This is a genomic window from Mycoplasmopsis bovis PG45 (genome assembly GCF_000183385.1).
Classification (GTDB): domain Bacteria; phylum Bacillota_I; class Bacilli_A; order Mycoplasmatales; family Metamycoplasmataceae; genus Mycoplasmopsis; species Mycoplasmopsis bovis.
In genome coordinates this window covers 276753-291789 of sequence record NC_014760.1, presented here as the reverse complement: position 1 = coordinate 291789, position 15037 = coordinate 276753, and the positions used below count along the sequence as shown (strand labels likewise).

At 28.3% G+C, this 15037-nt stretch carries 6 protein-coding genes; 4 read left to right on the top strand and 2 right to left on the bottom strand.

Annotation, left to right across the window (positions count from 1 at the left end; all coding sequences use genetic code 4):
- Position 1 precedes the first annotated feature (1 nt).
- Positions 2-2761, bottom strand: a complete 2760-nt coding sequence (gene gyrA, locus MBOVPG45_RS01220; RefSeq protein ID WP_013456181.1) for a DNA gyrase subunit A — start codon at positions 2759-2761, stop codon at positions 2-4.
- A 626-nt stretch (positions 2762-3387) separates the two neighbouring features.
- Between gyrA and MBOVPG45_RS01215 the strand changes: the two genes are divergently transcribed.
- From MBOVPG45_RS01215 to MBOVPG45_RS01200, 4 genes are all read left to right on the top strand, one after another.
- Positions 3388-8100 carry a PDDEXK-like endonuclease domain-containing protein gene (locus MBOVPG45_RS01215; protein ID WP_013456033.1) on the top strand — a complete coding sequence of 1571 codons (4713 nt, stop codon included), beginning with the start codon at positions 3388-3390 and terminating at the stop codon, positions 8098-8100.
- Between the two features lie 95 nt (positions 8101-8195).
- Entirely contained in the window at positions 8196-9440 is a 1245-nt protein-coding gene (locus MBOVPG45_RS01210; protein WP_013455925.1) for an IS3 family transposase, read from the top strand.
- Between the two features lie 334 nt (positions 9441-9774).
- Entirely contained in the window at positions 9775-10854 is a 1080-nt protein-coding gene (locus MBOVPG45_RS01205; protein WP_013456365.1) for a restriction endonuclease subunit S, read from the top strand.
- 14 nt (positions 10855-10868) lie between these two features.
- Positions 10869-11789 (top strand): site-specific integrase, encoded by a 921-nt coding sequence (locus MBOVPG45_RS01200; protein ID WP_013456308.1) that lies wholly within the window; start codon positions 10869-10871, stop codon positions 11787-11789.
- Positions 11790-11834: 45 nt separating this feature from the next.
- On the opposite strand, the gene MBOVPG45_RS01195 is transcribed toward MBOVPG45_RS01200, so the two are convergent.
- On the bottom strand, positions 11835-15032 hold the full coding sequence (locus tag MBOVPG45_RS01195; RefSeq protein WP_013456260.1) for an HsdR family type I site-specific deoxyribonuclease: 3198 nt from the start codon (positions 15030-15032) through the stop codon (positions 11835-11837).
- Positions 15033-15037 lie beyond the last annotated feature (5 nt).

Here is a 15037-nt window from a genome sequence, read left to right as displayed (position 1 = left end):
TTTAGTCAATATCAATTTCAGATGTCTCTTCGTTTATGTCGCCTTTATCTAAAAGAATCTCTTTCGTTTGATTTTTTATATCATCAATGAATTTTTCATCATCAACAGTTTCATCAATTGAAGAATCATTCTCTAATTTAACTATTTCAACAGCTTGAATTTGCTCTTTTTTCTTTAAGTTAATTAATTTAACGCCTTTTGTTGCTCGGCCGGTTTGGTTTATATCTTTAATAGGTATTCTTATTGTAAAACCACTTGTTGTTATCATAAGAATTTCATCATGAGGATTTACAAAACGAGCAAATACCAAATTGCCAGCCTTGTCACTGTTGATGCCTATTACACCTTTGCCACCTCTGTGAACTAATCTAAATAAACTATGATGAGTTATTTTTCCAAAACCATTTCTACCTATTGTTAAAATTAACTCACCTTCAGAGCTTGATGATGCAGAAATACAAGTTTCATCATCAGCAAGAGTTATTCCTTTTACTCCTGTTGCAATTCTGCTAAGCGCTCTAAATTCATTTGAATGAAATTTAACAATTCTTTGCTTATCGTTTGCAAGAAGAACTAACTCATCATCATTGATTATAGATGCACGAATAAGTTCATCATTTTCTTTTAAATTGAATGCACGTTTACCATTTATATTAATGATTTGAAATTCAGAAAGACTTGTTTTTTTAATAATCCCTAGCTTTGTGGCTGTGAATAAGTATTTATTGTCGCTGTATTCATCAACAGCAAGCATTGAAATGACTTTTTCACCTTCATCAACTTTAAGTCTAGGAATGATATTAATAAATGAGGTTCCTTTTGACTGTCTGTTTAATTCAGGAATTTCATGCGCCCTTATTCTATAAACTCTACCGTGATTTGTAAAAATAAGTAGGTCGGTGTGTGTTGTTGTTGTAATAATTGATGCAATATCATCATCATTATATGTTTTCATTGTGGTTATGCCAACTCCGCCACGTCTTTGTGTTTTATACTCTTCTAAATCAATTCTCTTTACATAACCTTTTGTGCTTGTTGTGATAACAATATCTCTTTTGGTAATTAAATCCTCATCATCAATTGAAGCACTAAGATTTTTGTCAATAACAGTTCTTCTATCATCAGCAAACTTATTTTTAATTTCAGTTAATTCATCGATAATTAACTCAGTTAATAACTTCTTATCAGATAAAATGCTAATTATTCTTTCAATCTCAGCCGAAAGATTCTTCATTTCTTCAATCATGCTATCAATAGCTAATCCAGTTAATCTGCCTAGACGCATATCGACTATAGCTTTTGTTTGCTTTTCGCTTAAGTTAAATCTCGCAGAAAGATTATTTTGTGCATCTTGGTCTGTCTTAGATGATTTAATAATTTTAATAACTTCATCAATATTTTCAACTGCTAACTTAAGACCTTCTAAAATATGCATTCTGTCTTGAGCTTTATTTAAATCAAATTTTAACCTTCTTGTTACAACATTTTCTTGATGCTTTAAATAAACTTCTAAAGCATATTTAATATTTAATAATTTAGGTTCACCATCTACTAGCGCAACAAAGTTAACATTGTAATTTGATTGAAGGGGAGTTTGTCTATAAAGCTTATTTAATATGATTTCGGGAACTTCGCCTTTTTTAATGTCAATGATGATTCTAATACCATTTCTATTCGATTCGTCACGTAAATCAGCAACTCCATCGATGGTTTTGTCTTTCATTAATTGGGCTATTTTTTCAATAATAAGAGTCTTCTTGATTTCGTATGGGATTTCAGAAACAATAATTCTGCTTTTACCATTATGCAAGTGTTCTATTTTCGCAATAGATCTAACTGAAATTGAACCTTTTCCAGTTTCATAAGCTTCCTTAATGCCTTTTGTTCCCATAATCATCGCACCTGTTGGAAAATCAGGACCAGGAAGAAACTCCATAATTTCAGCTATAGTTATTTCGGGATTTCTTGCCAATGCAATAGTTGCATCAATTGTTTCTGCTAAATTATGTGGGGGGATGCTTGTTGCCATCCCAACAGCAATACCCGATCCTCCAGAAACTAACAAATTAGGAAAACGAGAAGGTAACACAGAAGGCTCTTTTTCAGTTGCATCATAATTATCTACAAAGTCAACAGTATCTTTTTTAATGCCTTCTAGCATCAAAGTAGCTACTTTTGACATTCTCGCTTCAGTATAACGCATAGCCGCAGCTTGGTCACCATCAATTGAACCAAAATTTCCATGCCCATCAATTAAAGGATATCTCATTGAAAAATCTTGAGCCATACGCACCATTGCTTCATAAACCGAAGAATCACCATGAGGGTGATACTTACCTAAAACATCACCAACAATTCTTGCACTTTTACGATGTTGAGTACCACTTGTTATTCCTAACTCGCTCATATCATAGAGTATTCTTCTATGAACTGGTTTAAGTCCGTCTCTGGCATCAGGAAGAGCACGCGAAACAATAACACTCATTGCATAGTCTAAAAACGAGACTTTCATCTCTTTCGAAATTTGCATTGGAATTATTCCATCTTGCTCAGTTTCAACTAATTTTGGTTGTACTTTATATTCAGGTTTATTTTGTGGACTATCTTCATCATCTTCGTCATCACTTTTGCTATCTTTAGGCTTTTTAAATGCTATAAATAACTCGCTAGATGATTCGTCTTCAATGCCATAATCATCATTCTTTTCATTGTTGTCACCATTATTTAATTTTTCTTTTTCATCATCATTGAATTTAGCCATGCGTTATTCCTTTCTTAAATTTTAAAAGGCGTAATATTATAAAATATAATATTAAATTTTACCAAAAATTAGGCTGACTATACCCTAAAAAATTTGATGTCCTGAAATGATCTTTTCGTTGCTTACTTTATTTTTTAAACTTGCGATTTGAATCTATTATTTTATTTTTTTTGTTAAAGCGAGTTCTACAAATAGTCTTTTATAATGGCATTTTTATACTATAAAATAGCCTTATTTGACTTTTGTTGTAACTAAAAATAAAAACAATTATGAGTTTAATATTAATTTATATGGTGACAATTTGTAATAAAGATTTAGCATAAGTATTCATTATAAATATACAGTATGAACACTTATGATTTGCTTCGTGTTCTTATCTTTTTACATTTTGTTAAGCAAAATAAAAAAATGATTACTTTTCTCCTATCCATTATCGAGAACAAAAGAAAATGAGTGCATTCTTAAAAGTAAACTTTTTTGGGAAAAATTAGCTGTTTTTCCCAATTTTGTTTTCTTTTTTTGCGCCTATTCAGCTTTGCATTGTCACTCGTGAAATAAATTTCTATTATAATTATTGTTAGTGCCCTTTTGACATATTAAATCTAATTTTTTGAAAGGATTTTGTTATGAATAATGAGAATAAAAGAGAGATATTAACTAAAAATATCAATAATTGAAAAGCCAAACTTTTAGACCTAAGTATGAAAAATAAGGCTCTAAATTTTAATGTGTATCCAGCAAAAACAATAGTGCCAAAAATCAAGATTGTAAGCCCTGTTCTTGATGACTTTATTAAAATAATAAACTCATCTTCTAAAGAAGAATTTGAGATTAGTTCATACAAAATGAGCAATCTATATGCACGCGATAAATATGGCCAAACTAAGACTTTTTATTCTCATACAATTAATGACATTCTAAATAAAAATCCTAATATTGCTAAGAGTAAAATTTACTGTGAATATGGTAACTCAGCAACTCAAAATCTTTTAGATAATACGCTTAAAAAAATCTACAAAATTGCCAAAATGTGAAAAGATGAGTATTCAATTGATGTGCTATATTTGGCTTTTGGATTTTTAAAATGATTTGAATCAAAGGATTCGTATGAACCTAAATATGCTCCATTATTATTTTTGCCTGTTGAACTTAAAAATAACGCAAATATATGATCAATTAAAATAAAAAACGATGGTGCTTTTGTTAATAATGAATCGTTAGTTAGAAAGCTTGATAATGACTTTAATATTGATGCAACTTTTAATAATGAAAGCGATAATCTTAATTTAGCATATACTGAATATTGTCAAAAAATCCTTTCTCAGTGTGATGATGAAAGATGAGAAATTGATAATTCAGTTTATTTGTCGAATTTTGACTTTTCAAAAATTCATATATATAAAGACATTGAAACTAATATTGAAAAAATCATTGATAGTGACTTTTTTAAGAACTTAATGGACTTAGAAAATGATATTGACAGTAGCACAAATGAAATTAATGAAGCTAACATTGATTCAAAAATTGATGTTTTTGAACAATACAAGATTTTAGATTCAGACTCATCACAAGAAGTAGCTGTGCAAAATGCTATAAGAGGCAAAAGTTTTGTTTTACAAGGACCACCAGGAACTGGTAAGTCGCAAACTATTACTAACATTATTACTGAGTTGATTTCTAGAAACAAAAAAATACTTTTTGTGGCTGAAAAAAATGCTGCTTTGCAAGTTGTTTATAATAATTTAAAGAAAATTGGATTAGAAAAATATGCAATTCCTATTCATGATTCTAAAGTGAATAAGACGCAGATTTTGCAAGAATTAGTCGAATCAATTGACAAAGCAAAATTATTTGAAATTGATGAGCAAAAAATGACTAATTTTGCTGAGAACTATGAAAAGGTTAAAGACATACTAACAAATTATGGCCAAGTATTGCTTAAAAAGCGCGAACCTGAATTTGAATCAATTTATGAGTATATAGGTAAATATTTTTATTACAAAGATGCATTTGATTTACATTTTGTAATTAATAATATTTTAGATATTAATAATGCTAAATTTACATCAATTTTAGAATCAATCGATCGTTTCTTTTATGCCTATAAAACAATTAAATTCAACTATAAAGACCACAAGTGATATGGTTTCGAAAACTTTGAATTAGATTCATTTGACAAAAATGAACTTTTTGCTAAATTGTCTGAATTAAATAATAGAAGTTTGCAACTAAGAAATTATCTTAGTTTAAACAATATATTGAGCAATAAAAGCATTATTGATATAAACTTTACAAAGAAAATTAAAGATATTAATAGCTTATTGGAATTATATAAATCAATTAAACCTGAATATAAAAATGATGCCTTAACTATTAGTCAAATTGAAAATAATTACCAGTTAATTAATCAATTAATTGATTTAATTAATCATAAAAATGATTTAGTTGCTTCCTTAGAAGTTATATGAACTAATCTTTTATTTGCTAATGATCAAAATATAGAAAATGTTTATGAATATGTTAAAAAGACTCATAAGAAACCATTTAGATTCCTTTCGCCCAAGTGAAATAGGCAAATAAAGCAAATTAGGAAGTGTCTAAAGAATCCTAAACTTTTAAAAAATGTTGATATAGTCAAACATTTTGAAATGTTTGTTGACTTAAGTGAATCTAATAAAAAAATAGAAAGCATACTTAACCAATTAGCCTTTTTTATAGATACTAATGACCAAAATATGATTAATGATTCTAAAGATAAGCTAGAGTTATTAACTCATCTATATAAAAAATCAATTATTAGTAACACCTTGCTGTCAATATTAGCCAATGATGAAAAGAAAAGTAAGCTATCTATTGAAGTTTTTTCATTTTTAGATAAGTTTTATTATTTAGTTGAAATACTAAATAAAGAGAGTGATTCATATGACTATTTAGATTTTGTTGACTTTAAAAATGTAGTTAATATTCTAGTAAATAGCAGAAACGAATTGGAAGAATACTTGAACTTCCTTACCTATAAAAAAGAGCTATATGATGCAGACTTATCATCATTTGTTGAAGCTATTTTTGCTAAAAATATCACAGATAATTACAAGTCGATTTTCTTAAAAAGATTTTATAAACAATTAATAGAATCAATTTTAGATAGCGAATTACAAAATAGCGATGCAATTTTCATGAATAGCAATTTGGAATTATTTAGACAAAGAGATAAACAGATAAGTCAAATAGCTAAAGATAGAATAATTATGCATATTGACAAAAGTATCAAAAAATCTACTGCTTTTCAAAGTGCTAACCCACAATATAACATTATTAAACGTGAAGCATCAAAGAAAAGAACTAGGGTTTCATTCAAAACTATCTTTGAACAGGCCTTAGACTTTATTTTAAAATTAAAACCTTGTTTAATGCTTTCTCCTCTTACTGTCAGCCACTTATTTAAAGATATAGACTACAAATTTGACACAGTTATTTTTGATGAAGCGTCACAAATCAAGCCTGAAACAGCTATTAGTTCGCTTTTTAGAGCAAAACAAGTAATTATTGTTGGCGACAAAGAACAAATGCCGCCATCTAATTTCTTTTCATCAATTGATAATGATGACTTTGCTGAGTCTAATGAAATAGAGCAAGACGTTTCGTCTGGATATGAATCACTACTTAAATTAGCTGATGGAAACTTAAACTCAATTAAACTAAAATGACACTATAGATCTAAATATGAAGACTTGATTACTACCTCAAATAATTTTATTTATAAAGATTTAGTAACTTTTCCTAATTCAGAGAGTCCAAGTGAATATGAAGGATTGCACTTTGAGTATGCCAAACCCAAAGAAACAGACTATGAACAAGAAACTATTATTAAGTCACTAGATATTCTTAAAAAGATCATTACAAATTATCGCAATAAATATTCAGTTGGTATTGTGGTCTTTAACTTAGAAATTGAGAAAAGAGTAAATGAAGAATTAGAGAAATTTAAATCTTCAAATCCTGATTTATCATTCTTTTTTGATGATGAAGTAAATGAACCATTTTTTGTTAAAAATATTGAAACAGTTCAAGGTGATGAGCGTGATTTTATAATTTTTGTAATTAACGGAAAAGTTAATAAAAACAACCGCTTTGGTGTTTTATTTGGCGAAATTAATAAAGAAAATGGCTATAGAAGACTAAATGTTGCAATTACTAGAGCTAAAAGAGGCTTAATTGTAGTTTCAAACTTCAAGCATAGTGAAGTTGACTGATTTAGAAGTGACCAACCAGGAATCAAAATGCTTGAGAAATTTATTAAAAATGCTGAATTTGGAATTAATATATCAGAAAGTGGAAATGAATATTCAACTAGCAGATTCGATTCACTTTTTGAAAAAGAAGTTTATGATGAATTAACTAAAAGAGGTTGAAATGTCAAAAGACAAATTGGCTATTCAGACTTTAAAATTGACCTGGCAATAACTGAACCATACAATGAAAATAAGTTTATTCTTGGCATTGAATGTGATGGGTCATCCTTCAATTTATCTAAAACTGCAAGAGACAGAGATAGATTAAGACAACAAATATTCGAATCAAGAGGCTGAATAATACACAGAATTTGATCAGCTGATTGATTTAAAAATCCAAGTCATCAAATAAATATTATTGAAGAAAAACTTCTCCAACTCACAAATATTAAACCTACTAATTTTCCATTAGTTGTAACAAAAGAAGCTATAGAAGATAAAATTGACCAAAATGCTCATTTTATAGTTGAAAAAGAAACTGATAATGTTGCTGTGTTTGATATATATCCATCAATAGATGGCCTGACAGAAAGTGTTGTATCATCATTTTTTAAGGATAAAAATCGCTTTGACCATATTAAATATTATGACTTAAGCAATATGCTTAAAATTATCCTTTCAAAACTTGGACCAATTCCGTTAAGTATCGCATATAAAATTGCTAAAAACATCAAGGGCGATTCTATGGTTACTAAAACAACTAAGGATACTGTTGATAGCATTATATGAAATATTGGTAATGTGGATGAGAATGGATTCATAATACCATTTGGATGAAAATTTAAATTTAGAGAAAGCAATAGCTTAGAAAACAAAAGAAGCGTTATGGATATTCATGATAAGGAAATAGAGCACTTTATTCTTACTATTTTTAACCTTAACAATATGCCTATTAGTGTAAATGATTTTGCTAGAGAACTAACCAATAAAACTTTTAATAAATCACTATCTGCAAAACAAATAGCAAAAGTTAAAAATGTTTTAGAAAATCTAAAAAGAGAAAGTATTGTTGCCGAAGAATCGGACGGAACATATAGGCTTATTTAGCAGGCAAATAAGCAAAAAAGCAAACTGGAAAATACACTAGGACAAAAAAAGTAGACATCAGCAAATTTGCTGATGTTTTTTTGTTGGAGATAAAAATGGCTAAGCAGTTAAGTGTTAATGAATGGAAATATTTGTTTGAAAAATACGAAAAATATAGATCTGGGGAACTCACTAAAAAATGTTTTTTGAATGAAATGATGAAAATAAAAAATGTAGAACACATTTCTGACGATCAATGAAAGAGATTAGTGAATAAGTATAAAAGATATAATTTAGGTATGAACATAGAATCAATGAGTGGAAGATCGCCTAAAAAAGGTAAAGGTTCCGGCAGGCCAAAAAAGACAAAATCAAATGATGAAATATTAGATGAATTTTTAAATGATCTAAATAAAGAAGATTTGATAAAGATAATAAAAATAATTTCTACAGATGACGAAATTAAGAAGATAAAAAAGGACAAATTTAAAGAAACGGTTACCAAAATAAAGAATTCATTTCCCTTTAAGGTATCGAATAAAGTTATTATGTCATTGCTTAAAATTAAAAAATCTACATACTATAAAAAGCTAAAAAAATTGAAAATGATTAAAGAAAAGAATCTTGAATTAGAGAACACTGTAGTTCAAGCTTTTAAAGAAACTGGAGGCATTTTCGGCAGAGAAAGATTGGCTGCTTATATTAGCAAAAATAAACAAATAAAGCTTAATTATAGGACTTTAGGTAGAATAATGAAAAAACTTGGACTAGTTTGTAGAATAAGAAAAGCAAAAAGAACAAAAGAATCTAAGAATGTATCTGTAACGTTTCAAAATATTGCTTCTCGTGACTATGATGGTATATATAATGATATCTATGCTACTGATGTTACATACATACCTTCGCCAATAGATGTTGATCAAAATTTTGTATATATGTCGGCTGTTATTCATCATAAAACCAAAAAAATTTTAGGTTTTAACCTGTCTTTGTACAATGATAATTCATTGGTTATTGATAATATTAAAAAAGTTAATTTTCCCAAAAATTTTGTTATACATTCTGACCACGGAAGTCAATATTCATCTAAAGAATATCTTCAGTTAATTGAAAGACTTAATGGAAAAGTATCAATGTCAAGAATTGGTAATTCCCTTGACAATAGAGAAATTGAATACTTTTTCTCAGTACTTAAAACTGAAATGTTTGAAAATTTTGAGAAAAGTGTTAAGAAAATGACGCTTAAGCAACTTGAGCGTCATCTAAATAGATTCATTGATTGGTATAATAATGAGCGAATGCTCAAGAAATTTAATTACAAAACTCCACATGAATTGTGAGTGGAGTTTTGTAAAAAATAAAAATTTAATGTCTATTTTTATTGTCCTAGTTTAAAAAAGTTTGCTTTTTATTTACATTTTGCTTGTGAGCCTGTATATAAAAATTAGTATCTTAAACAACATTTTATGCTGCTGTATTTTTTATGTTTTTAATGGCAAAGCTTACTAAAGAGTGCATGAAATAAACGAATAAAAAGATAATTACTGCCTAAATTTAACAAGTTTATTCATTTCTGAATAAATGTTTGCTGCAAGAAAAAAGCAATTATTTCTTTTTTCAATCAATGTTTCCGCTTGAGAACAGGATACTGCCAAAAATTTATTCATTCCATATAGAGTTAAAAATAGTAGCAACATGAATTTAGTCAGTTATTCAGTAACAAATAAAGATGGATTTGTTAATCAGAATGAGTATTTTGATGATGGTGGAAAAGCAGTTTTTGCAGACAAGAAAAATTCGTTAATTGTTTCCATAAATACTTTTGCATATAATCCATCAAGAATAAATGTAGGGTCACTTGCACTTTATAAGCACTCAGAAATGGGTCTTGTTAGCCCCATTTATGAAGTTTTCCAAATAAATAATAACAATAACCCTGATTTTTTTCTACTATGATTTCGCTCTGAAGCATTTAAAAATATAGTGTCAACCAACTCTAACAAATCAGTCAGAGATACGCTAAATTTAAGCCAATTTGAAAGTGAAAGTGTAAACTTTCCAAATTTTGCTGAACAATCCAAAATATCATCCCTTTTCACTCACCTTGACTCACTAATAACCCTTCATCAGCGTAAGCTTTTAAGCTTGAAAAATCTCAAAAGTAGACTGCTTGACAGAATGTTTTGTGATGAAAAATCTCAATTTCCAAGCATAAGATTCAAGGAATTTACTAACGCTTGAGAACAGGAAAAATTGGGAGAATGTTCAAAATTTTATAATGGACTAACTTCTGTTAGCAAAAGTGATTTTGGCGTTGGAAAAGATTTATACATAGATTATTTAAATGTTTTTAATAATACATTTTCACAGTTTAGTGAATTGAAGAAATTTAAAAACAGTAGCAGGCAAAATTATGTTCAATTTAAGGATGTTATATTAACTATTTCATCAGAAACTCCTGATGAAGTTGCAATGTCATCAGTAATAAATTGAAAAAACGACTATAAAAACGTAGCTTTTAACAGTTTTTGTATTCTAGTTAGGTTTAATCAATTAGAAAAATATGATGTTAATTACATTGGATATTTTTTTAGATCAAACTCTTTTAGAACTCAAGCAATGCTTATGGCACAAGGAATCTCAAGGTTCAATATAAATCAAACAGCGTTAAAAAAGACTTTGTTTTTATTTCCTCCCAACATATATGAGCAACAAAAAATTGGGAATGTGCTTTATTATCTCGATTCCTTAATAACCCTTCATCAGCGTGGGTAAAAATGAAAGGAAAAATGAAAAAGACTGATATTTTGCTATACAAATATTTTCAAAGTTGAATAAATGTTTATAAAAGAGGTTCAATTAGAAAGGTTAGCTTTATGAAATATGAGCTAACTTTAGACTGAATTATTAAACTAGCTCCTAATTTAAAACTTTGCGACCTTGATAGAGTTAGCTATCAACAGATCATAAATGATTATGCTGAGTGCCATGAAAGACAAACAACTATGGATTTTCACCATCATCTAAAAGGATGTTTGCTAGATGCTTTCGATGAAGGGCTATTAACAAAAGACCCCACTAGGAAGGTAGTCATAAAAGGTATGCCAGCTAGGCCTAAAAAAATTAAATTTTTAAGCAATTTTGAGCTTCAACTTTTGCTCAAAGGGCTTAATTTACAGGATAAATTGAACTTTGACTGACTAATATTTCTAATTGCTAAAACAGGACTAAGATTCTCAGAAGCTGTTGCACTTACTCCAGATGATTTTGACTTTACTAAGCAATTACTAAATGTATCTAAAACATGAAATTACAAAGAATCTGGTGGCTTTTTGCCAACAAAAAATAAATCTTCAGTTAGAAAAATACAATTAGATTGGCAAACAATCTCTCGTTTTGCATCTTTAGTACAAGGGCTAGATAAAAATAAACCTATTTTTGTTTTTAAAGAAAAGATTTTTAATTCAACAATTAATGATCTATTAGCTAGAAGATGCAAAAAAGCCAATATCCCTATTATCAGCATTCATGGATTAAGACACACACATGCATCAATTTTATTGTATGCAGGTGTTTCAATTGCCTCAGTTGCTAAGAGACTAGGTCACTCTAGTATGAATACTACTGAACAAATCTATTTACATATTATCAACGAATTAGAAAATAAAGATATTGACCTGGTTATGCGGTCAATATCTGCACTTAATTAATAAATTAACTTTTACCCACGCAAATTTGCTGCTTTTGCAGCATTTTTATATAACTCTATATTTAGAATTTCTCAGTTTTATAATAAAGTCCTTAATATGTTTTCTATATTGGCCTTGCTTGATGTCATTAGCATTGGCTTTCCCTAATTCATTGGCAATGATTAACTTAACATTTTCTTCTAATTTATCATCACATAAATCATTTAATCTGCCATTAACATTAATTGGATCATTAGAGTTTATTATTTTTCTTAACTTAACTGAATCTATATTCATTTGTTGTGCAAAATTTTCAATATCATCATTGTACTTTTTTGAAATCTTTTCACATACACAACTATTAAGGTCAAATTCATTGAATGAATCGTTATTTGCAAGAACTTCATTTATGCATTCTCTAGCTAGATATTGATATTCCATAGGATACTTGCGAATGTACTTTTGCTCTAATTCACTTCAGGAATCAGATTTTTCATAATGCAACTCATCATTAGACTTGCTGATGCGGCTTTTTTTAATTTCAAATAGCAACGCATTTAAATAATCGTTATTAACAGTAATATTAAATGTAGAATTATCAACATCAGCTAATTCTAAAATTAAAAACATCTCCTCTTCATTTTCAGTAGCTATTTTAAATTTAGAAAAGTCAATATCCTTAATTCTTGCCCAAATTAGCTCATATTGATCTTTTGTTAAAACAATATCATTTTTGTTATCATCTCAGTCAAAACCTAAAATTTGTGCTGATGTTAAATTTCTTCTAATTTTTTGAAAATTAGATAAAAACGCTTTTAAATTAGCTAAAGTTTCGGGATCTGTTTCATTGATATCAGATACCTCCGGCACTGATTCAAAGTTAACAAAACCTCATTTGCTAAATATATTTTGTATATTTAAAAATGATTCATTAATTTTTGTATAGAAGTATTCTAAACTTTTAGGCATGGCCATGCCAGGGTCAAAATCTGCATATTCAGCTAATGCTTCCTGCATATTTCATTTCATTCTTCCTGGCTGCTTAAAGAACACAACATTGCCATATGGTTTCAAATTTGCATTATAGTTTCTATTTGTTCTAGAAATAGCTTGTATTAAGTTTTCAAAAGCCATTGTCTTATCAAAATAAACTGTGTTAATGTATTTTGAATCATAACCAGTTAATAATTGTTCAACAACAATTAATATGTCTAATTTAAGATCTTTGCTTAAATTTTTGTGGTTATATTTTCTAGCTAATCTATTTTGAATATCTACTTTAAAATTAGCGTGACTATTAGGGTTATTTTCATCAAATTTAGTATTAAAGTCTTGGTTGTATCTAGCAATTATTTGCTTTATCTTTTCATCTTTAATTAATCCTTTAGAAGGATTATTGGCATCTTTAGAAATATCGGTTGAAGAATCAAAAAGAGCTGTAAATTTTACTGATGAGTCTGTTTCACTGATTTTTTGGGAAAAAATTTCATAATACCTAATAGCATCTTTGATGCTACTTGTTGCAAAAATAGCACTAAAGTCATTATCAATATTTTTTCTTTTTCAATCTTTTAAAATTTCATTTACAACCTGCTCTTTATACAAATCATCATCTTTAATTTTTCTATAAATATTTTCTTCAAATTTTAATAATTCATCATCTTTAACATTAATTAAATTTTTAAGACTATTGAGCTTAATTTCTGCATTTGCATTATCACTGCATATACTGCCTTCAGATTTATCTAATTTTTTAATTGCAGGGAGTAAAACCTTGTCAAGAAACTTATACTCACAGTTAAAACCTAAAACTTTCTTATCCTCAATACCACTTTTCATTGTATATTTATGCAAAAGTGGACCGAAGTTAGCTTCTGTTGTTAATCCTGCTTTTAAATTTTTATCAAAAATTGGGGTTCCTGTAAAGCCAAAAACAACTGCATTTGGATTACTTTCTATTATGTATTTAAACATATCTCCATGAGTTGATCTGTGAGCTTCATCAAAGATAAATACAACTCTTTTTTTAGCAATTTCAGCTAATTGCCTATCATAAAAATCTTTATCAATATTTGCTTGTTTATTAATTGTTGTAATTATTAGCTTGTATTTTATTGATTCAGATGTTGTTGATAATTGTTTTATTAAATCATTTGTATTAGCGGCTTCAGAAACTTCAATTTGCCCTGATGAATTGAAGTTTTTAAAAGCATCTTTTGTTTGTGTGCCTAGTTCAATTCTATCTACTACAAAAACTACAATATCAGCTTGATTTCATTCCAATAATAATGTTGCTAGTTTGAAACTAGTTAATGTTTTACCAGAACCAGTTGCATGTCAAACATAACCGCCTTTATGACTTCTTTTGCTTGGTGTATTTTTGAAAAATTCATTAGCAAAAAACTTGTTTTGAACTTTATTAACAGCATGAATTTGATAGCTTCTTAAAATTTTTAAGGTGTGGTCTGCAACATCGGCAATTGTAAAATCTGCTATCATCCTGTGAGCATTTGGAATTCTAAATACATTCTCAATTATTTTCTTTCAGTCATTAATTAACTTATTATCCTGATCAGTTCATTTCAAAAATCTCTCAGCAACAATATGTTCATAATTGTTTGTGCTAGGCATATACATCATTTCATTAGGCTTCATTGCTACTACAACTTGTATTAACTTGAAAATGCCATTTTTATAAAAGCCAATCTTAGAGTAATTTTTAATTTGGGTTATGGCCTTAAGTATATTTTCGCCACTGTTTTTAAGCTCTATATGGATTAATGGCATACCATTAATAAGAAGAATTACATCACTTCTTCTTTCTTTTTCATCATCTAATAAATTGGTTTTAACTTGCCTTGCAATTTGATAAATGCTTTCACCTGCATTAATGTCACGCCTTTTAAATATTTTAAGCTGAATCTCTTTGTTCAACATTTTTGAATCAAGTTTATTAGTTCTAGTAATGCCAATGTATTCGCTATTAATAAGTGTGTTAGTATCTACAAAATTTTGACAATTTTGCACCTTTTGAATTACTTGATTCATTTCGTCATTTGACAATTCAATACCGTTTAAGATGTCCTTATTGTTCTCAAACAATATATTTTTTCAGTTCTCAATTAAGTCTTCTTCAGTAACATTTCCCAAAATAACATTATATTGTTTAGATGGATTAGACTTATCAGGAAAACCTTTTCAACCGTACTCAAGCAAGCAATTAACCAATGCAACTTCAAATTTTTTTTCACTGTTAAATTCCATAATTA